General features: G+C 65.1%; 18 protein-coding genes. 8 read left to right on the top strand and 10 right to left on the bottom strand.

Annotation, left to right across the window (positions count from 1 at the left end):
• Window positions 1–68: 68 nt before the first annotated feature.
• Complete coding sequence (locus tag I6F38_RS39275) at window positions 69–1,652, top strand: FecR domain-containing protein (protein WP_225164174.1); 1,584 nt, start codon at window positions 69–71, stop codon at window positions 1,650–1,652.
• 93 nt (window positions 1,653–1,745) lie between these two features.
• Here I6F38_RS39275 and I6F38_RS39270 read toward each other — a convergent pair whose 3' ends face one another.
• The 3 genes from I6F38_RS39270 to I6F38_RS39260 form a co-directional block, all read right to left on the bottom strand.
• Window positions 1,746–2,573, bottom strand: a complete 828-nt coding sequence (locus tag I6F38_RS39270; protein ID WP_225164173.1) for a class I SAM-dependent methyltransferase — start codon at window positions 2,571–2,573, stop codon at window positions 1,746–1,748.
• Between the two features lie 119 nt (window positions 2,574–2,692).
• Window positions 2,693–3,100: a hypothetical protein gene (locus I6F38_RS39265; RefSeq protein ID WP_225164172.1), complete on the bottom strand. Its 408-nt coding sequence runs from the start codon at window positions 3,098–3,100 to the stop codon at window positions 2,693–2,695.
• A gap of 78 nt (window positions 3,101–3,178) precedes the next feature.
• On the bottom strand, window positions 3,179–3,484 hold the full coding sequence (locus I6F38_RS39260) for a nickel-binding protein (RefSeq protein ID WP_028332582.1): 306 nt from the start codon (window positions 3,482–3,484) through the stop codon (window positions 3,179–3,181).
• Window positions 3,485–3,647: 163 nt separating this feature from the next.
• Between I6F38_RS39260 and I6F38_RS39255 the strand changes: the two genes are divergently transcribed.
• Entirely contained in the window at window positions 3,648–5,453 is a 1,806-nt protein-coding gene (locus tag I6F38_RS39255) for a winged helix-turn-helix domain-containing protein (protein ID WP_225164171.1), read from the top strand.
• Here I6F38_RS39255 and I6F38_RS39250 read toward each other — a convergent pair whose 3' ends face one another.
• Both I6F38_RS39250 and asd read right to left on the bottom strand, forming a co-directional pair.
• Entirely contained in the window at window positions 5,454–6,254 is an 801-nt protein-coding gene (locus I6F38_RS39250) for an NUDIX hydrolase (protein ID WP_225164170.1), read from the bottom strand. It lies immediately after the preceding gene.
• A 121-nt stretch (window positions 6,255–6,375) separates the two neighbouring features.
• Window positions 6,376–7,242, bottom strand: coding sequence for an archaetidylserine decarboxylase (asd, locus tag I6F38_RS39245; protein WP_225164169.1), 867 nt, complete (start codon window positions 7,240–7,242; stop codon window positions 6,376–6,378).
• A gap of 34 nt (window positions 7,243–7,276) precedes the next feature.
• Between asd and I6F38_RS39240 the strand changes: the two genes are divergently transcribed.
• The gene (locus I6F38_RS39240) at window positions 7,277–8,941 is read left to right on the top strand and encodes an aminotransferase class III-fold pyridoxal phosphate-dependent enzyme (protein WP_225164168.1); all 1,665 of its coding nucleotides are present in this window, start codon (window positions 7,277–7,279) and stop codon (window positions 8,939–8,941) included.
• A 398-nt stretch (window positions 8,942–9,339) separates the two neighbouring features.
• Here I6F38_RS39240 and I6F38_RS39235 read toward each other — a convergent pair whose 3' ends face one another.
• The 3 genes from I6F38_RS39235 to I6F38_RS39225 all read right to left on the bottom strand — a co-directional run bounded on the left by I6F38_RS39235 (window position 9,340) and on the right by I6F38_RS39225 (window position 11,978).
• On the bottom strand, window positions 9,340–9,957 hold the full coding sequence (locus tag I6F38_RS39235) for a hypothetical protein (protein ID WP_057014961.1): 618 nt from the start codon (window positions 9,955–9,957) through the stop codon (window positions 9,340–9,342).
• Between the two features lie 242 nt (window positions 9,958–10,199).
• Window positions 10,200–10,889, bottom strand: a complete 690-nt coding sequence (locus I6F38_RS39230; RefSeq protein WP_028332588.1) for a methyltransferase domain-containing protein — start codon at window positions 10,887–10,889, stop codon at window positions 10,200–10,202.
• 33 nt (window positions 10,890–10,922) lie between these two features.
• Window positions 10,923–11,978, bottom strand: a complete 1,056-nt coding sequence (locus tag I6F38_RS39225; RefSeq protein ID WP_028332589.1) for a glycosyltransferase family 1 protein — start codon at window positions 11,976–11,978, stop codon at window positions 10,923–10,925.
• Between the two features lie 138 nt (window positions 11,979–12,116).
• On the opposite strand from I6F38_RS39225, the gene I6F38_RS39220 reads away from it, so the two are divergent.
• Window positions 12,117–13,499: a TAXI family TRAP transporter solute-binding subunit gene (locus tag I6F38_RS39220; protein WP_225164167.1), complete on the top strand. Its 1,383-nt coding sequence runs from the start codon at window positions 12,117–12,119 to the stop codon at window positions 13,497–13,499.
• A gap of 160 nt (window positions 13,500–13,659) precedes the next feature.
• On the opposite strand, the gene I6F38_RS39215 is transcribed toward I6F38_RS39220, so the two are convergent.
• Window positions 13,660–14,235 carry a VOC family protein gene (locus I6F38_RS39215; protein WP_225164166.1) on the bottom strand — a complete coding sequence of 192 codons (576 nt, stop codon included), beginning with the start codon at window positions 14,233–14,235 and terminating at the stop codon, window positions 13,660–13,662.
• A 134-nt stretch (window positions 14,236–14,369) separates the two neighbouring features.
• Between I6F38_RS39215 and I6F38_RS39210 the strand changes: the two genes are divergently transcribed.
• On the top strand, window positions 14,370–15,350 hold the full coding sequence (locus I6F38_RS39210; protein WP_225164165.1) for an AraC family transcriptional regulator: 981 nt from the start codon (window positions 14,370–14,372) through the stop codon (window positions 15,348–15,350).
• A gap of 319 nt (window positions 15,351–15,669) precedes the next feature.
• A complete protein-coding gene (locus I6F38_RS39205; protein WP_225164184.1) occupies window positions 15,670–16,464 on the top strand; it encodes a sulfite exporter TauE/SafE family protein in 795 nt (264 codons plus the stop codon).
• A 23-nt stretch (window positions 16,465–16,487) separates the two neighbouring features.
• Here I6F38_RS39205 and I6F38_RS39200 read toward each other — a convergent pair whose 3' ends face one another.
• The gene (locus I6F38_RS39200) at window positions 16,488–17,711 is read right to left on the bottom strand and encodes an acyltransferase (protein WP_225164164.1); all 1,224 of its coding nucleotides are present in this window, start codon (window positions 17,709–17,711) and stop codon (window positions 16,488–16,490) included.
• A gap of 250 nt (window positions 17,712–17,961) precedes the next feature.
• Here I6F38_RS39200 and I6F38_RS39195 point away from each other — a divergent pair, with 250 nt between their 5' ends.
• Together I6F38_RS39195 and I6F38_RS39190 are read left to right on the top strand one after the other, a co-directional pair.
• A complete protein-coding gene (locus I6F38_RS39195) occupies window positions 17,962–18,651 on the top strand; it encodes a L,D-transpeptidase (RefSeq protein ID WP_225164163.1) in 690 nt (229 codons plus the stop codon).
• 185 nt (window positions 18,652–18,836) lie between these two features.
• Window positions 18,837–20,405 carry a DUF4403 family protein gene (locus I6F38_RS39190; protein WP_225164183.1) on the top strand — a complete coding sequence of 523 codons (1,569 nt, stop codon included), beginning with the start codon at window positions 18,837–18,839 and terminating at the stop codon, window positions 20,403–20,405.
• Window positions 20,406–20,573 lie beyond the last annotated feature (168 nt).

Below are 20,573 nucleotides of genomic sequence, written 5' to 3'. Positions count from 1 at the left end.
CGACCGTTCATCCGGCATTCAGCCTGACGCGGCTCAATTGCCGTCCCCACTGCCTCCCCCGGGAATCGATGGCGATGCGCCGCAGCTTTCTCTTTGCGCTTCTGCTTGGCGCCGGCGTCACGATCGGTTCGCAATCAACGGCCAATGCCGCGCCGGACTTGACGCGGCTTGCACAGGCGCAGCCTGCACAGGCGCCCGCCCCGGCGCCGAGTGCGACGCCGGCTACGCCCGCTCCTGCAACACCCGCGCCTGCAACGCCGGCGCCGGCCGCGAGCGCGCAGCCCGCGGCGCCCGAGCCGATCGGCAATGTGGCAACACTGACAGGAACCGCGACCGTCACGCGCAACGGCACCGCGACGCCGCTGCAGATCCGCGACGACATCTTTGCCAATGACGAGGTCGCGACATCAGGGACCTCCTCGCTCGGCATCACCTTCAACGACGGCACCACCTTCAACCTGCGCGCCAATGCCAGGATCACGATCGACAATTACGTTTATGAGGACGGCGGCCAACAGAACAGCGCGCTGTTCAACGTCACCAAGGGAACGGCGGCCTTCGTTGCCGCCGCGGTCGCCAAAACCGGCGACATGAAGATCTCGACCCCGACCGCGACGCTCGGCATCCGCGGCACCACCGGCCTCGTCGAGGTGCCCGAAGACGCCACCGCGACCAGCAGGAATGTCGGCATCAAGCTCTATCCCGACGCCGACGGACATGTCGGCCGCATCGAGGTCAACGACCGCAGCGGCGCCTCGCTCGGCGTGCTGACGCGCGGCGCGAGCGGCTTTGCGATTCGTCCGGGCACCGGCGGCGCCCGCTTCGCCGCGGTGCCGCTGACAATCTCGCCGCAACAGATCACGCGCGACCAGGGCTTTGTGCGCCAGGTCCATAGCGCGCAGACGCTCGGCCGCCAGGTCGTGACCGAGCAGCGCGACTTCCGCCGCGCCAATCCCGACTTCCGCAGGGCCAATCCGGCCGCGCCCTATCCGAACCGCGGCCAGCCGGTGCAGCCGAACCCGCAGCGCCAGAACGGCCTGCCGGGCCAGAACCGCAACACGCCGCAGCAGCCGGGTCAGCAGAACCGTCCGCGCCAGATGCAGCAGCCCGGCCAGCCGAACCGTCCCGGCCAGCAACCGGGCACGCCTGGCCGGCAAGGCTCGCAGCAGCCCGGCACGCAGCAGCAAGGCGGCGCACAGCATGCGCTGCCCGGCCAACCCGGCGGCGCGACGCTGCCGCACGCGCCCGGCGTCCAGACGCCAGCCGGACAGCAGCCGGCGGGACAACAGCCAACGCGCCAAGCCCCCACGCAAGAGCCCGCGCGCCAAGGCGGCACGACGCAACCCGGCGGACAACAATCGCCGGCACGTCAAGGCGGTCTGCAGCCCGGCCGCACCCAGGCGCCGGGCGGCGTGCGCCAGCCAGGACCACCAGCGGCCCAGCCGGGTCAATCGGGCGCGCCGCGACAAGGCACAGCGCAGCCCGTGCCGCAGGCGCCCGGCCAGATCCGACCCGGCATCCAGCAAGCCGCGCCGGGCGCGCATCCGGGCATGCAACGGCCCGCGGTGCAGGCGCGTCCAGGCTTCCAGCAACGGCGCGCGCCGCCTCCGCCGCGCGGCGCGAAGCCTCCACCCAGGGACAAGCGCCAGTAACCGAGCGATCGCAGCAATGTCGATCAAACGAGCGAATGGCGCCGGCGAGTTACGCCGGCGCCATGCACAGATCGACCAACAGCGAGCGGCAGGTCAGCCGCGCCTGGTGATCACAACCTCCAGATATTCGCTCGGGATCACCAGCGTGCCGTCCCTGGCGACATTGAACTGGTCCATCAGGCTGAACATGTCGGCGGCGAGCAATTGCTGCTTGACCGGATCGATCGCCCCGAATGCCTTCAGCACGGGCCCGTAATAGGTGCGGAAGATCTCGAGGAAATGCTCGCGCGACCTGTAACGGAAATTGAAGTGCCTGCGCTTGGCATCAAGCGTCACCTGCGAGCCGAACAAGGCGCCGAGATGCGCTTCGGTGCCCCACAGCGCGGGAGACTTCACGCCCGGAGCCGGCGGCACATACTTCCCGATGGTCTTGAACAGCTGGCCGATGAAGCCTTCCGGCGTCCAGCTTGCGAGGCCGATCTTGCCGCCGATGCGGCAGACGCGGCGCAGTTCATTCGCCGCCTGCTGTTGATCGGCGGTGAACATGACACCGAAGGTCGACAGCACGACATCGAAGCTGGCGTCGGCGAACGGCAGCTTCTCCGCGTCCGCTTCCTGGAACGTGACGGGCAGATGCTCCGCCGCCGCCCGCTCGCGGCCGCGCTCAAGCAACGCCGCGACGTAGTCGGTCGAGACCACGTCGGCAAAGCGCCGTGCCGCGGCCAGCGTCGCATTGCCGTTGCCGGCGGCGACGTCGAGCACCATTTGATTGCTGCGCAGGTCGACTGCCTCGCAAAGCATCTCGCCGACGATCTGGAGCGTGGTGCCGACGATCGCGTAGTCGCCCGAGCTCCAGGTGGCTTGCTGGCGCGCCTTGACGGCGGCGAGATCGACAGTTGGCATTTCGGTCTGAACGTTCATGTGCATCTCCTTTGAAAATGTGGTGCGGCTCGTGGCGAGGCCGCCGGCTTCGCCGAGAGTCCGCGAGTTGCGCCAAAAAACGGCGTCGAGCAGTGCAATGACTTCAAATGTGCTGCGCGCTATGTGCGGCGGTCGAGAAGGATCAGGATGGTCGATGCGGCAACTATGCTCCAGTCGGAGCGATGCCTGCAGCCGTGGCCGCTACGCTGAGTCGAGGCGGCCTGCTGCGCCGGAGCTGCACGATGCTCCCGAACGACAGGTTCCTCCGCTCGGGTGAACACGGGCGAGGACAAACCCGCGATCACCAGCCCGAGCAGTGCGCTTCGCCCGATCGGCCGTGAACAGCGGTTCCCGGCGCCCTTCGACTGGCCGCCGGCGTCGCGCGGCATCAGGCGACTGGCCTGCCGCTCGCGATGGGCGAGCATGCCCGCGACCGATTGATTGACGATCCGGCGGATCCGCAAAAGCAGGAAGGAAAAATGCCTTCGTACCGGACTTGAAATGGATTCCATGAATGAAATCGACATAATTGTTTCCTTGATCGAAGTGTGATGGCGCTCCGGATCAGGTTTGGTCGGGATACGCCATGCGACGCCGCTTCGGCGTCATTCGGCTGCAATGGGCGGTTGGACCGGATCACCACGGACCACCACGGTTGCCGCGACCTTGTAGAATTCCTCGCCCGGCATGCCGACGCAGCGCGCATGCTCCCGGATCGAGTCACCGTCACGCGCCTCGTATATGCAGAATGTGCCGATGCGGCCATCCGCCTCGTGCACCACATAGCTGCGGATCCAGCGGACACGGTCCGGCATCTGCTCGTCGCCGATCCTGGCGGACGTTGCGCCGGCGAGTTCCAGCTCGCTCATGTTCGCCCAGGCGCTCGGACGGCGAATGACATAGAGTTCCATCGAAATCTCCTCGGTTGCAATTATTGAACGGCAGGCGCTCATGGCGAGCCATGATCAGCTATAGGCGCTGTCGATGCCGACTGTCCTTACCGCGGACTGATCATTGCCTGATCTTTGTCTGATCCTTGGCTGAACCTTTTCCGCCGAGCCCGCACTCATACACATGGCATTCTCATTTGGACTGTTCGAGCTTGATGAAGCTGGACGCGTGTTGCTGTGCGCGCGCCAAGAGATCCCATTGCAGCCGCGTGTGTTCGATCTGCTGATCTATCTGGTTCGACACCGCGACCGGGTCATCCCCAAGGAAGAACTCCTCGAAGCCGTCTGGCCGGATGTGACGGTCACAGACAACTCGCTGCAGCGGGCGGTGAGTGCGTTGCGCGCCGCGCTGCGCAACGGCGGCATGGACGGCGCGATCCGAAATCTGCCGGGCAAAGGCTATCGCTTCTTCCTCGAGTCCGAGATCCGGCAGCCGGAACGCATCGACCCCAAGCAAGTCGATGGCACCGTCGGTGCAATCGGTCTCGCCCGACGCGCAGCGGCCGGACAATTGTGGTTGCAGGCAGCGACCCTGTTCGCGAGCGCGGATGAAAGCGGCCAGCTCAACGCTGACGATCTGCACGATTGGGCGCTCGCCCTGCAGTGCCTCGGCAGGGCCACGGCAGCGATTCCGATTCTGGTTCGCGCGGTCGCCGCACGCAGCCAGGCCGGTGACGCTGCTGGCGCCACGGTCGACGCAATAGCGCTCTCGGCTTTGCATTTCGAAAGCGGCCAGGCCGCGATCGGAAAGGGCTGGCTCGCGCGGGCGGAAGATTGGGCTTCAACGCTCGACGATCCTCCGACGACGGCCCTGGTGTTATGGATGAAGTCGAAACTGGCTGCTTTCGATGGCGAGCCCGAACAGGCACTCGCGTTGGCCGACGCTGCCTACACCGCCGTCAGATACAAGGATGCAATCAATATCGAAGCGCTGAGCCTCGCCTATCGCGGCTTCTATCGGCTGTGCCTCGGCGACACACACGGAGGACTGTCCGATCAGGACCATGCCGCCGCAGTTGCCCTGTCCAGCAACAATCTGGACCCGATCATGGGCGGCAACCTCTATTGCAACATCCTCTGGGCGGCCCGGATGTTCGGAGATTGGGCACGCGCCGACCAGTGGACGCGGAGCTACCAGAACTTCTGCTCGGGCAGCGGCATGGAATTGACGGGCTCGTGCCAGCTGCACCGCTCCGAGGTGCTCGGCATCCGAGGCTCGCTCGACGAAGCGCTGTCGCGCATTCAGGACGCGCTCGGACGCCTGACCAGCGATGCGCCCTGGTCTCTTGGCGATGCCAACCGGGTGCTGGGCGATATTCAGGCGGCGATCGGCAATGACGACGCAGCGCTCGAAGCCTATGACCGGGCTTACACGCTGGGCTGGTGCCCGGAGCCGGGCCGCGCCATGTTGCTGCTCGCAAGAGGGGAAGCGGAAGCCGCCTATGCAAGCCTCGAGCGAAGCCTGATCGGCAAGACCTGGTGGACGCTGCAGCGGCGCGGAATCCTGCTCGCGCATCTGGCGCTGGTTGCCGCGCACACGCATCGGACCGTTCGAGCGAAGGCATTGATCTGCGAACTGTCGGGAAGTCCGGATCGCTGGCCGATGCCCTCGATCCGCGCGCTTACCAACGAAGCGCAGGCGATCCTCGCGCTTTCCCGGCAGGATCATGAAACAGCCATGCGGCATCTTCATCTCGCCCGCCAGCTGTGGTCCAGCATCGAAGGGCGGGTTCAGATCGTGCGGCTGAGGCTTCAGATTTCCAGCCTCCAGCTGGAGCATGGAGACGTTCGCGGCGCCATGGCCGAAGTTCATGCGGCACAGCTTCTGGCCCGTGACCTGGGCTCGCCCAAGCGTCTTGCCGAGTGTCTTGCCTTGCAGCGTGACATTGACGCCTGGCAGCCAACGGCGCGACGTCAGATGTGCGGGTGATCACGCCGCGCGGCGCAGCCAGTCGCGCACGCGTTCGATCAGATTCTTGCGCGGCGTGGGCTGAGGTGCCGTGCCGGCCGGCACGACCTCGTGCGCGAATGGCGGCGCTTTTTCAGGGATGACCGTCTCGGCGCCCCGCTCGGTCTCTGCAATTGCGTCGGGTGCGGCGGCCGGAACGTCCTGCGGCGCCATGGCCGGCGGATCGGGTTCGCTTTGCACCAGCGGCGGCTGATCGATGGCCGGCGTCTCCGCCGGCGCAGCCGCATCGGCAACATCAGGCGCGTCGGTGACCTCCTGCTCGTCGATGACCTGTGGCACTGCGGCTTCGCGAATCCGCCAGCGCTCTGCGGCCACGGCTCTCGCCCGCGCGCGCCGCTCGCGCTCGGCGAGCGCCGCAGCCTGCAACGCGATCGGTCCGACATTTTCCAGGAACGCGCGCTCATAGCCGCGTGACAGACGCTCGAGTGCCGCATCGAGCGGCAGCCAGTCCACCTCGCGGATGTCGCCCATCAGCGCCCGCACCGGCTTGCCGCCGGCATCCATGCGCCAGTAGTGCACCACCTTGGATCGGCCGCCTGAATCATAGACCAGCGTGCCGAGGAATTCGTGCACGTCGACGTCATGGCCGGTTTCCTCGAGCACCTCGCGCTCGGCAGCGGCGCGCGGCGTCTCGCCGTCGTCGAGCTTGCCTTTCGGCAACACCCATTCATTGCGCTTGCGCAGCCGCACCACGGCGAAGCGCCGCGGTGCGTCCCGCCGCAGCACAATGCCTCCCGCCGCCAGAACAGGCGTCCGCGCCATCTCGTGTCCATCAGGTTTGCGATTTAGGATCGTCGCACGACGATCCCGACCATTCTATGCATGATCTCGAAAAGTGGAAGCCGGTTTTCATGCTCAAACGATGAGCGCGATGGAAACAAGGCTATAAAGGCTTCCGCAGCAACGGCTCGCCGCATTTGATCCGCGTTCCCTCCGCAACATTGTCGCAGAATTCGAAATTGCCGGGCGCCAGCACGATGATCGTCGAGCCGTGTTCGAACCAGCCGAGTTCATCGCCCTTCTTCACATGCGCGTTACAGGAAAAATCCACCGGGCCTCGCGACTGCGCGTTCAGCGTAATATCGAGGACATGCAGGCGGAGGCTCGCGACGAGGATCGCCGCGACCGGAACCAGCGTCAGTGCCTCGCCGGTTGGAAGCTTGGCGCGCAGCACGGCGCGCTCGTTCTTGCAGAACAGGCGCTCGATCCGCTTCAGCGCGATCGGATTGACGTTCCAGACGTCGCCATGAATGAACGTCACCTTGTCGATGGCAAGATCATAGGGCGCGTGGAAACGATGATACATGCTCGAGGTCAGCCGCAGCGTGACGAAGCGGCCGTTCCGGTGCTGCTCCACCAGTATCGGGTCGCCGACCAGATCGAGCAGTGAATAGGGCGCGCCCTTGACCTGGAACAATTGCCCGTCCTCGATCCGCCCATGCGCGCCAATGATCGCATCCGACGGGCTCGCGATGATGGCGGGATCGGCTGCGGCCGGACGCAGGCCGGGCTTGAGCTCGCGCGTGAAGCAATCGTGCAGGCTCTTGAACTCGGTCTTCTTGGCCTCCGACAGATCGAGGTCGGAGAACAGCTTCCAGCAGGCGATCGAGGCGTCGCGCACCAGGGGGTTCTCGACCTTGGAGAACCAGCCCATGAAGCGGGTCAGCGCGGCCCGCGGAATCCGGTTGGTTAGCAGGAAATTGAGGTCTTCCTGCTGGGTGAATGCCGAGATCAGGCCCTTGACTGTCATGAATCTGTTAGGTGCTGAGGCTAGCGCTTCTGTCATGGAAACATCCCTTCCGATTCTCTCGCTGTCCGCCGCCGCGCTTGCCGGCGCCGCCGCAGCTTTCCCCAAAATTCAGGCCCGCATCGCGCTGTCGCGTGCCAAGCACCGCTCGCTGACCGGACATTCCAAGATGTCCAAGATGGTCGCGCGGATGGTCCCGCACTACGAATTCGACATTGACGACTTCTTCCGCTCCGACGGCGCACCGAAGGACGTCGCGATGCAGCGCCAGGACGGCTTCTTCCGCCTCGCCGGCCTCTACGGGGATCGCTACCCCAAGGGCCGCGCGCTGACCGCCGAGGTCACGGAGCGCATCTCCGACCTGCAGTTCACCGAAACCTACCGCGTGCCGTTCCAGTACAGCCGCCTGGTGCGCGAGCATCTCGGCACCTCGGCCTTCGTCGAGGCCTCCAGCGGCGTCACCGTCACCGACGTCGACGGCAATGTGTTCTACGACCTGACCGGCTCCTACGGCGTCAATATCTTCGGCAACGACTTCTACAAGGAGTGCATCGCCGAGGGTGAGAAGCGCGCGCACGCGCTCGGCCCCGTGCTGGGCCCCTATCACCCGGTCATTGCCGACAACGTCAAGCGGCTCTGCGAGCTGTCCGGCCTCGACGAGGTCTCGTTCCACATGTCCGGCACCGAGGCCGTGATGCAGGCGGTGCGGCTCGCGCGCTACCACACCAAGCGGAAGCGCCTCGTGCGCTTCGCCGGCGCCTATCACGGCTGGTGGGGCGACGTGCAGCCCGGCGTCGGCAACCCGGTGTCGCCGCACGAGACCTTCACGCTCGCCGACATGTCGGAGAAGACGCTGCACGTGCTGCGGACGCGCAACGACATCGCCTGTGTGCTGGTCAACCCGCTGCAGGCGCTGCATCCCAATTCCAACGCGCCCGGCGATTCCGCGCTGGTCGACTCCTCGCGCTCCTCCAAATACGACCGCGCCGCCTACACCGAATGGCTGAAGAAGCTGCGCGAGGTCTGCACCGAGCGCGGCATCGTCCTGATCTTCGACGAGGTGTTCGTCGGCTTCCGCCTCGCCGCCGGCGGCGCCCAGGAATATTTCGGCGTCAAGGCCGACATGGCGACCTACGGCAAGAGCCTGGCGGGCGGGCTTCCGGTCGGCGTGGTGTGCGGCCGCAAGGATTTGATGCGGCGCTTCCGCGACGACCGCCCGGCCGACATCTGCTTCGCCCGCGGTACCTTCAACTCGCATCCCTATGTGATGACGGCGATGGACGAGTTCCTGAGCCGGCTCGCGAGCCCGAACTTCCGCTCGATCTACAACGGGCTGGACGAGACCTGGAACGGCCGTGCCAAGGCGCTCAACGACCGCCTCAAAGCCGCCGGCCTTCCGGTTCGGGTCGGCAACATCTCGTCGATCTGGACCGTCTATTACACCGAGCCATCCCGCTACAACTGGATGCTGCAATACTATCTGCGGGCCGAGGGACTGGCGCTGAGCTGGGTCGGCACCGGCCGCCTGATCTTCACCCTGAACTACACCGACGCCGACTTCGCCGAGGTCAGCGACCGCTTCGTCGCGGCAGCCGAGAAGATGAAGCGCGACGGCTGGTGGTGGCACAAGGCCGGCCTTACCAACAAGAACATCAAGCGGCAGATCCTGAAGGAGATGGTCGCCGTGAGGTTCGGCCGCTGAGCACACCGTCATTCCGGGGCGATGCGCAGCATCGAACCCGGAATCTCGAGATTCCGGGTTCGCTCGCTGGCGCGATCGCCCCGGAATGACGGCGTTTAGGTCGTCACCGTGAAGTTCAGGCGCTGAGGCAACGCGCGGCCCTCCTACTCCCTCGCCCCGCTCTTGCGGGGAGAGGGTTGGGGTGAGGGGTTCTTTCCTCAAAATTGGTGACAGACGGACTCGTGGTGAGCCCCCCTCACCCGGATCGCTGGCGCGATCCGACCTCTCCCCGCAAGCGGGGCGAGGTGACGTGTGCGCGCGGTCGAAGGCGCTCAAGTGATGATCCGCCGTAATCCTAAGACGTAGATGCCCGGGACGAGCCCGGGCATGACGCAGTTTGAAGACGCTGGGAGCAACGATCAGGCGTGCTTGACGTGCTTCTCGAGACCCGGATCGATCAGTTCGCCCTTCATCAGGAACAGCGGCGCCTTGTGATAGAGCTTCAGATCGTTGAACGGGTCGGTGACGATCTTGGTCATCCAGACGAGGCCGGTCTCGACGTCGCGGATGAAGAACAAATGGATCGTGCGGAACAAGAGGCCGCCGATGCCGACCACGAGCCAGATCTTGGCCACCTGGCGGGTGAAGTCGCCCATCGTGACCCAGGGCTTGAACAGGCCGAACAGCGTCGGATCGAAGTACAGCACCATCGGCGACAGCGCCCAGATCGCCATCAGCACGACCTTGCGCTGCAGATTGTAGCCGACCTTGATGTCTTCTTTGTGCTCATGGGTCGCCTGGTTGACGTGGTCGTAGCCCTTCGGCTCGAAGAAGAAATGACCGGCCTGGCGCGAGGTCATCGAGACCAGCCAGCCGACCAGCGCCGATACGACCGGATCGAAGAACAGCATCACATAGGCGAACAGGAAGCTCAGCGCGCTGACGAAGTGCAGGCTCTGGTTGATCCGGCTGTGATGGTAGAAGCGATGGTCATCCCAACGCTGGGTACGCAGCTCTTGCAGGAAATTCTTGATCATTGGTTCCCCCAACATCTTTCGGAACAGGATTTACAGGGATTCGATGTATCGCGTGTGACATCATCATAATGACATATGACAATGCGGAGCGACGCCTTGACGCAACAGGAGCAGGGTCTCGCCTCATCCCGACAAAATCTGAGGAGATCAGGCGAAGGAGATCGTAGCCTCCCGGCCTGGGGTGCGCTGTGCGCTACCTCACCCGGGAGGAGCGGCGGGCTGGGCCGCCAGGGCCGGCCGCCTCAGGCTGCCTTGGCGACATCCGCCTTGCGGAAGCGGACCAGCGAGAAGTGGCCGAGCGGCGGAATCAGGCGCCGCTCCGCGAGCTCCATGCCGCGCGCGCCCGCGAGCCATTTGGTGTAGCGCGACCAGGCGAATTCGGCGGTCCGGAACCCGAGCGGGCGCACCACCGGCTGCAGCTTCTGCTCGATGAAGCGGCGCACGCCGGCGTCGGCGCTGACGCGGGTCAGGATGATCAGTTCGCCGCCCGGACGCACCACGCGGGCGAACTCGTCGAGCGCGGCTTCCGGGTTCGGCACCGCCGACAGCACATACTGCGCCATCACCACGTCGAACGAATTGTCGGGGAATTCCAGCTTCTCGGCGTCCATCACCGCGAGGCCCTCGACATTCTTCAGGCCCCGCTCCGCGACCCGCTTCTTGGCCTTCTCCAGCATCGCTTCCGAGATGTCGGTCCCGAAGATGCGGACGTTCTGGCTATAGAGCGGCAGCGAGATGCCGGTGCCGACGCCGACCTCGAGCACCCGGCCGCCGATCTTGTTGGTGGCCTGGATCGCGGCCTGCCGGCCCTTGCTGAACACACCGCCAAACACGAGGTCGTAGATCGGCGCCCAGCGGTCATAGGCCTGCTCGACCGTCTCGCGGTCGAAGTCCATGGAACGGTCGGCACCCAGCTTGATGATTTCAGCCATAGATCGTCTCTCGTCTCTCGTTCGATTGAGCTGTTAATTCGGAACCGCGCTGCGGCCGGCAACGCGGCGGGCAGGCCGCGGCGCGCGGCTCGGCTGCAGCGTGGCCAGATTGCCGATGAACTGACGCGCACTGTTTTCCCAGGAACGCTCCAACGCGAAATTGCGGCAGTCCGCGCGCGACATCGTCAGCGCGCGCAGGCAGGCGCTGCGCAGGTCGTTGTCGATCGCGCCGATCGGATGGTTGGCGATGACGTCCTTCGGGCCGGTGACCGGGAATGCCGCGACCGGCGTGCCGCAGGCCAGCGCCTCGAGCTGTACGACGCCGAAGGTGTCGGTCAGGCTCGGGAACACGAAGACGTCGGCGGCGGCGAGGTGCGAGGTCAAATCCTGCCCCTTCTTCTCGCCAAGGAAAATCGCGTCGGGATATTTCTGTTCCAATGCCGCCCTTTGCGGGCCGTCGCCGACCACGACCTTGGAGCCCGGCAGGTCCAGTGACAGGAAGGCGTCGAGGTTCTTCTCCACCGCGACGCGGCCCATGGTCATGAAGATCGGCCGCGGCAGATCGAGCACAGCCGGCTGGTCCGGATTGAAGATCCTGGTGTCGACGCCGCGGGTCCAGAAGCCGAGCCTGCGGAAGCCGCGCTCGGCGAGCTCGCTGCGCAGCGAGTCGGTCGCGACCATCGTCATCGAGCCGGCGGCGTGGAAGTGGCGCAGCACCGCATAGCCGACGCTGTCGGGAATGCCGGTACGAACCGAAACATATTCCGGGAAGCGCGTTGTATAGGATGTGGTGAAGGCGAGCTTGTTGCGCTGGCAATAGCCGCGCACCGCCCAGCCGATCGGCCCTTCGGTCGCGATGTGGATCGCCTCGGGCGCGGCCTCCTCGATCCGGCGCGCGATCTCGCGGCGGTTCGGCAGCGCCACGCGCAGGCCCGGATAGGTCGGCACGCCGACCGAGCGGAAACCGTCGGGAGTGAGGAATTCGATCTCGGCGCCGAGCCCGGCTGCGCTGCGCGCAAGCGACGTCAGCGTCCGGACCACGCCGTTGACTTGCGGATGCCAGGCATCGGTCGCAACGAGTATGCGCATTGCAGGAGATCCAAATCGTTAATCTTGATTCTGCTCGCACGACGTTCTGACATGGATGTTTCAAACGTATGACGTCATCGAAATGTTAGGTTGTTTTTCACGGCAAACGGCCGGTTTTTCGTGTAACGTGACAGCCAGATGTCAGAGCAGAGTGAAAATCCCGGCACCAAGCGCCGCAGGCTCAGGAGACGAAACTCGTCGCTGCTGATCCTTGCGGCCGGCATGCTTGTGTTCGGCCTCGCCGCCGGCGCGCTGTATTACGCGCTGCGTCCGGTGACGCTCGCGATCGCGGTCGGCCCGACCGGCAGCGAGGACGTCAAGCTGATCCAGGGCTTCGCCCAGGTCTTTACGCACGACGGCAGCTCGGTGCGGCTGAAGCCGGTCACGACGCAGGGCTCCGCCGAGAGCATCGCACTATTCACGGCGAACAAGGTCGACCTCGCGGTGGTGCGCGGCGACCTCGATCTGCCCGCGAGCGCCGAGTCGGTTGCGATCCTGCGCAAGAATGTCGTCGTGCTGTGGGCGCCCTCGGGCGCCAAGGGCAAGCGGCGGTCCGCGAAGATCAAGAGCATCGACGACCTCGCCGGCCACAAGGTCGGCGTGGTTGGCAGCACCCAGGCCAACGTCACGCTGCTGCGCGTGATCCTGACCGAGTCCGGCGTCAACCCCGACAAGGTCGCGGTCAGCCAGTTCGCCGTCAACAAGATCGCCGACCTCGCGCGCGACCCCTCGCTCGATGCCTACATGACCGTCGGCCCGCTCGACAGCAAGATAACGGCGGAAGCGATTACGGCGACGGCGGCCGCGCGCGGCGAGCCGGTCTTCCTCCCGATCGACGTCTCGGAGGCGATCGCGCAGAAGCATCCGCGCTATGAGTCCGAAGAGATCGCCGGCAGCATCTTCTCGTCGTCGCCGGCGCGGCCCGAGGACAAGGTCGAGACCGTCAGCGTCAATCACCTCATCATCGCGCAACATGCGCTGAGCGAGGCGACCGTCGGCGCGCTCGACCGGCAGCTGTTCACGCTGCGCCTCCAGGTCGCGCGCGATCTGCCGGCGGCGGCAAAGATCGAGAAGCCCGACACCGACAAGGACGCCGCGCTGCCGGCGCATCAGGGCGCGGCCGCCTATATCGACGGCACCGAGCGCACCTTCCTCGAAAAATACTCCGACTACATCTGGGGCGGCATCCTGCTGCTCTCCGGCCTCGGCTCGGCCGGCGCCTGGCTGCGCCACTACGTGAAGCGCGACGAGCGCGAGCACTACATCACCCATCGCGACAATCTGCTGACCCTGATCTCGCAGGTGCGCGGCGCCGAGACGCCGGAGCAGCTCGCGGCCATGCAGGGCGACGCGGATGCCCTGTTGCGCGAGGCGCTCGACTGCTACGACGACGGCGCGATCGAGGAAGGCGACCTCTCGGTGATCGGGCTAACGCTCGAGCAATTCCATCACGCCGTCTCCGACCGCCGCGCCGTGATCAACGGCGACAAGCCGGGCCTGCCGCGGATGCGCGCCGGCTAGAGCGTCGACTCGTAAATCGGGGTGCTTGGGTCAGGCGCGCCTGATGTCTGCTTGTCCACAGTAGCGGCCAAATAGCGGACTTCGCCGGAGGTCGCAAAAGGGCAACAGCAGACCTTCGCGGACAAGGTTTTTTGCCGAACGCGTAGGACGCAGCTCTCGCCTATACACCAAACACTGGAACGTCAGTGCGATCTATCAGCGCCTCTGCGCCTTCGCTCGGCCGGAGCTCGGCAAAGTTCAGTGCAGCATCAATGTCGTTCTCCCATACTTCGCGCGGGAGATCGTACACCAGCTCCACACCATAGCCGTTGGGATCATGAATATAGAGGCTGTGCGTCATCCCGTGGTCGATGCGCCGGTCGAACTTCACGCCCTTGGCCTGAAGATACGAGAGCCGGCTCAGCCAAGCCTCGCGGGTCGAAAATGTAATCGCGATATGATTGATCGCGATTGGCAAGTCCCACATCTTCCATTCCGCGGGTGGCGGCGGCAGGTTCGGATTCTCCACGAGCGCAAGATCATGGTGATGGACGCCGCCGATGTCCGTGCCGCTATAGAACCACATTCTCGGGGTTGGCGGCCGGCCAGGCCGTGGCCGGAATTCACCAACTTGCCGTAATCCGACGACCTCGGTCCAGAACTGATGGCTCTCGTCCATGTTGCGAACGTTGAGTGCGATGTGGTTCACGCTAACCGGCGCAGCCGGCCGCTCGCTTGCTGTCTCCGCTGATTCCATGGCAGCGTTTCCCTTGCGTTTTTCGGGCCCGAAAAGGCTTCTGGTGCTGCAATTTGTACCCCGTGCGCGACTGTACTGGTATGCTCCCCTGTCTGCTTTTCTTGCTCGATCGTCCGAGACGAAGAGGCGTCGCAATGGATGTTCTCTCAGATGTGCTGAAGACAGTGCGCCTGACCGGCGCTGTCTTCTTCGAACGCCATCTTCACGCGCCTTGGGTCGGTGAGTCACCGCCCTCGGCTGCCATCGCGTCGATGGTCATGCCGGAGGCCGAACATGTGATCAGCTTCCACGCCATCCTGTCGGGCTCTTGCTGGGCCGGATTGGCGGGGAATTCTGATTCGTCCATGCGCTTCAATGCGGGGGATATCGTCATCTACCCGATGGGTGATGCCAACGTCCTGAGCTCCGCGCCGGGCATGCGCGGTCTTCCTGACCTCCAGGATTACGCGCGACCGAAAGATCGGCCCTTGCCGATCGTGACCCGTCTCGACAACGACAGCGCCGACTACTGCCACCTGGTTTGCGGCTATTTCGGCTGCGATGCGCGGCCATTCAATCCGTTGCTCGAAGCGCTGCCCCGCATGCTGCTCAGCCAAATGTCTGCTGCAGCGCGGGGCTGGTTATCCAACCTGCTTCGGCTCGCAGCCGAAGAGGCCGGTCGCGGCGGCGCCGGTAGTGAAAGTTTGCTCGCCAGGCTTGCCGAGCTGATGTTCGTCGAGGTCGTCCGCCAGTACATCATCCATCTCCCTGAAGATTCGAAGGGTTGGCTGTCCGGGCTAAAGCACCGACAGGTCGGACATGCACTACGGCTCATTCACGGGAATCCGGAAAAGCCGTGGACGCTCGCTGAACTTGCTCGCGAAGTGGGCCTTTCGCGATCAGTCTTTGCCGATCGCTTCGCACATTTTGTTGGTGTTTCGCCGATGCATTATCTCGGCCGCTGGCGCATGCAACTCGCTGTCCGACATCTGGTCATCCCAGGCATCAGCGTTGCACAGGTGGGAGCGGAGGTCGGTTACGAATCCGAGGCAGCCTTCAACCGCGCCTTCAAGAAACATGTTGGCGTACCACCGGGTTCATGGCGAAGAGGCAAATCATCGCCAGCTCCCGAATGAACCTATGCTATTCGACCGTGCCCGAGTTGGGTCATAAACGACAAAATTCAACGTGTAGATAATGGGGCTAACACCAGACTTGCCGCCAACGACCTGACCTTCGTTCAACTTGTGTCGATCAGGCTGCGGTTCCGTATAAAGTAAATAAGTCCACCCCTCGAGTGCTTTCGAGCGAATGCACGCCGGTTTCGCATGAATCGAAGCCCACGCCGCGAGCGGCGCGCAGGCTTCAATTGCACCGAGAGCAATGTTTGGATTGCGTGCACAAGCACGCGCCGCCAATGTTGCCCGCGATCGCAACGCCTCCGACGACACCACCATGCTCGCCTCCGCCGTGACAGACCTGCCCGCGCCGTTCGTGCTCGCGGTCGCGCTGGCTGGCGCCTTCCTGATCGCCTTCATGATCGCCTTCATGAAGGGCGCGTTCGGCGGCGGCTTTGCCATCGTCGGCATCCCGCTGCTGTCGCTGGCGATGGACCCGATCGCGGCGGGTGCGCTGCTGGCGCCGTTGTTCGTCGTCATGGACATCACCGCGCTGCGGTTCTGGCGCCCGAGCACATGGTCGCGCATCGACCTCGCGATGCTGCTGCCGGCGCTCGTCGTCGGCATCGGCCTCGGCTATTTCGTGCTGCGCGATCTCGACCGGCATGCCGTCGAGATCGTGATGGGCGTGGTGACGCTGATGTTCGCCGCGCTGTGGTTTCTCGGCGGCGGCGAGATCAAGCCGCATCCGCGCTCGACCTTGAAGGCGACGTTCGCCGGCCTGTCCTCCGGCGTCACCACGATGGTGGCCCATTCGGGCGGGCCGCCGCTTGCGATCTATCTGCTGCCGCTCGGCATGCCGAAGGCGCTCTACGCCGGCACCACCAGCCTGTTCTTCACGGTCGGCAACCTCTTGAAGGCCGGCCCGTGGCTCGTGCTCGCCACGCCGTCGCGTAGCCTGTGGATGCTGATGGCGCTTTGCGTGCCGGCGGTGCCGGTCGGCGTCTGGGCCGGATGGCGACTACACGAACGTCTCGACCAGCGCGCGCTGTACCGCGCCTGCTACGCCATTCTGGTCATCACCGCGGCCAAGCTGCTGTGGGACGGATCGGCCGGATATCTCAGCTCCTGAACGGCGAAAGTGCTGGCTCCTCGTCAGGAGGATTGCCTGCTGCGGACGACGTTCGCGGCAACGGCAAGAGGCGCAATGTCCTGGCGCGGCGCGGCCGCGTCGTCCGGCGCAAGGCGCTCGCGCGCCACGAAGGAGAAGCGGCTGCGCAGCTTCAGGATCGGCTTCTCGATCCAGTGCCAGGAGAACGCGGCGAACAGCGTGATCAGCAGCAGCGCGATCGCGAACTGGACGATCACGGGCGCGTGCGGCAGCCATACCCGCACCACCTGCTGCACCGGAAAGCCGTAGAGATAGATGCCGTAGGAATAGTCGCCGCGCGAAATCAGCGGCAGCCGCGGCAGCTTCGAAACGCCGAGATAGGCGGTGATATAGACCAGCGCCGGGGCGATCAGCAGATTGAGCACCGGCTGGCTCATCCAGTCCGCCGGACCGAGCAGCGCGGCGCCCGCGCAGAGCGCGCAGCACGCGGCGAGAAGCCATCCGTTGTAGGGAATGCGGTCACGATAGAGATAGATCGCGATGCCGAGCATGAACGCGACCGGCAGCTTCGCGCCGCGTCCGAGGAACGGCGCCGTGCTGAAGATCCTGTCATGCAGCGTGCCGGCGACCCCGGCGGGCAGTTGCGAGGGTTGCGCGCTATGCCCGGTGAGTGCGAGCGCAAGGCCGATGCCGACCAGCACGAGCGCACCGAGCACGATGAGCGGCGGCTTGCGCAACAGGCCGAACAGGATGAACACCGTCATCAGCGCGTAGCAGCCATATTCGAACGGCACCGTCCACAGCGAGCTGTTGACCTCCGGCGCGGGATTGCCGCTGAACACGCCGGGCAGGACGTAGTTCACGAGGCCGATGATGTTGGTGAAGTATTTGTAGGTGCCGAAATTGGTGAAATAGTCCGACAGCGGCAGCGCGGTGAAGATCGGTCCGAGGATCAGCGCCGAAAGCACGATCTCGACCGCAAGCGCCGGAATGATCCGCATGCCGCGATTGGTGAGAAACTCCCTCAGCGAGAGCCGCAGCCCGCTGGCCGCGATGAGAAACCCGCTCAGCGCGAAGAACATCACGAGAATGGCGTAGTGCGGAAACCAGGCGATCCACGCCTGCTCGCCTTCGCCACTGCCGCCCGCCACATAGGGCGCGTGGGCGGCGACGACGGAAATCGCAAGTGCAATGCGGAGAAAATCGAACCCGGGGCCGAAGCCCTTCTGCCGATCCAGCATGCTGCCGATCGTGTGCCCCAGCATCATTTCCACTCCATTCCGAAACAATGCGCTGGGACAGCAAGCGCCGTGCCAGGAAGACTGTCTTGCGGCGGGACACCCCCTTCCCGGCAACCCGGCCTTAACCGTGCGACGAAACACGCACGAAACAATTCCCTAACGGCACGAAACCATTTTGGCGATTTCGTGCAAACGTCCTGAAACGCCTCACCTGTACTGCTTTGACCCAACGACGCGCCGGAACTGGCGCGCAGGGCGCAAACAACAGGGGTCGACAATGTTCAATTCCATCAAGCTGAACTCACGTCTCGCTGCCGCCGCCTTCGGTGCGCTGGCGATTGGCACCGTTGCTTTTTCGAATTCCGCCGCGGCCGCTCCGCTGCCGATGTTCCCCTTCATCCTGACGCCGCCGACCGAGGCCGTGCAGCCGCCGGTGCAGTCGATGCCGCAGACGCAGGAGGAAGACCGTTCGGTCGAATTGCCCGCCCGCCTGCGCCGCCAGGTCGTCGCCTATCCGACGCGTGAGGCCCCGGGCACCATCATCATCGACACCCCGCACACCTATCTCTATCTCGTGCTCGGCAACGGCCAGGCCATGCGCTACGGCATCGGCATCGGCCGCGACGGCTTCACCTGGTCGGGCACCCAGACCATCACCAAGAAGGCGGAGTGGCCGGATTGGACGCCCCCGCCGGAAATGATCGCCCGCCAGCCCTATCTGCCGCGCCACATGGCCGGCGGCCCCGGCAACCCGCTCGGCGCCCGCGCCATGTATCTCGGCGGCACCATCTACCGCATCCACGGCACCAACGCGCCGGAGACGATCGGCACCCGCGTGTCCTCCGGTTGTCTGCGCCTGACCAATGCAGATGTCTCCGACCTCTATTCGCGGGTCAACGTCGGCACCAAGGTGATCGTGCTGCCGATGACCGACCGCCGCGCCGATCTCGGCTCGGCCGTCCGCTAACTCCCCTTCCAAGGCGTCCTTAATAAAGGCGTCCTCGACGACGGCTCCGGTACCTGTGCCGGGGCCGTTGTCGCGTTCATCAACCTTAACGCCTTCCGCCCCTGAAGCAGCTTGATCCCGCCACACTGGCGCCCTCGTCGGGGGGCCTGTACAAGCCGTCAAGTTGATTTTCATCCGGGGGAATGATGCGTCTACCGATGCATCCAAGAACGATAGCGCTCGGGACCGCGGTGGTGCTGGTCTCATTCGTGATCAGCCTCAAGGCAATGGACTGGCTCGCGCCGAGCGTCACCGTGCAGAAGCCGAAGCTCGCAGAGCTGCCGCCGCTGCCGCAGGCGCCGCGTTCCTCGACGATCGTGGCGCAGGTCTCGGTCGCGCTGTCGGCGATCCGCGACGCCGCCGAACGCGGCGCGCCGAAGACGTTCGGCGGCAAGGCCGACAACCCGGTCCAGCAAATCCTGCAAAATGCCGACATCGGCTGGACCGCATCGCGCGGGCCGATCGCCGCCACCGGCGCGCAGGACGTGCTGACGCTGACCACCCCGATCAACGGCACGCTCAAGGTCACCGGCGCGCTATCCGCCAAGGCAACCGGCGCGGTCAACGACGCGCTCGGCAGCCTGCTCGGCGGCAATGTCGCCAAGCAGATCGGCGCAGTGAACATCAAGAACATCAACGCCAACGCCGAGATCAAGGGCAACGTCACCCTCACTGCGCGGCCGAAGCTCGGCGCGTCCTGGCGGATCGAGCCGAACTTGCAGGCACAGGTCAATCTCGGCGACACCAGCCTGTCGACGGCCGGCGTCCGCATCAGCGTGCCGGCCCAGGTCAAGCCTGTCATCGACAAGGCGGTCGCCGACCAGATTTCCGTGGTCGAGGCCCGATTGCACAACGACCCGGTGTTCCAGAACAACGCCCGCACGCAATGGGCCAAGGCCTGCCGCTCGATCCCGCTGCAAGGCACCGGCGGCACCACCTCGATGCCGCCGATGTGGCTCGAGCTGCGACCGACCCGCGCGATCGCCGCGCAGCCGAAGGTCGATGCGTCTTCGCTGATCCTGACGATGGGGATCGAGGCCGAGACGCGGATCACGGAGGCGCAGACCACCCCGAACTGCCCATTCCCCGAAAAACTTTCGATCGTGCCTCCGATGCCGAGCCAGGTCGCGATCGGCCTGCCGGTCGACTTGTCCTTCACCACGCTGAGCCAGCTGGTCGAGGCGCAGCTCAAGGGCAAAACCTTCCCCGAGGACGGCTCCGGTCCGGTCGACGTGACGGTCAAGAGCGCGAGCATCGCCGCCTCCGGCGACCGGCTCCTGATCTCGCTCCTGGTGCACGCCAAGGAAAAGGCCAGCTGGTTCGGCATGGGCGCCGAGGCGACCGTGCACATCTGGGGCCGGCCGCGGCTCGACCAGCCGTCGCAGACGCTGCGGCTGACCGACGTCGAGCTGGCGGTGGAATCCGAGGCCGCGTTCGGCCTGCTCGGCGCCGCCGCGCGCGCGGCGATCCCGCACATGCAGCAGACCCTCAACGACCGGCTGGTGGTCGACCTGAAGCCATTCGCGACCAACGCGCAGCGCAAGGTCGCCGCCGCCATCGCCGACCTGCAGAAGAACGAGGAAGGCATCCGCGTCGACGCCGAGGTCAACAGCATCCGGCTGGCCGGGATCGACTTCGATTCCAAGACGTTGCGGGTGATCGTGGAAACCGACGGCACCATCAAGGCCGCTGTCACCGCGTTACCGGCGCTGTAGGACACTGCCCGAGCGGATTGCTCTCTTACCTCGCCCCGCTTGCGGCTCTCGTATGCACACATCTTGCTAGGCGATTTGATTGCTGATTCCGTGGGTTGAGTGATGATTCACGGAGCGTTTGATGTTGGGACTGGAATTTGGCCTGGGGCGGTTCGGCGACCTGCGGCT

Origin of the sequence: Bradyrhizobium sp. BRP56 (genome assembly GCF_020194035.1) — a bacterium.
Lineage (GTDB): Bacteria > Pseudomonadota > Alphaproteobacteria > Rhizobiales > Xanthobacteraceae > Bradyrhizobium > Bradyrhizobium australafricanum.
Note: the sequence above shows the minus strand (reverse complement) of the source record. Positions and strands in the feature narration are given on the sequence as shown.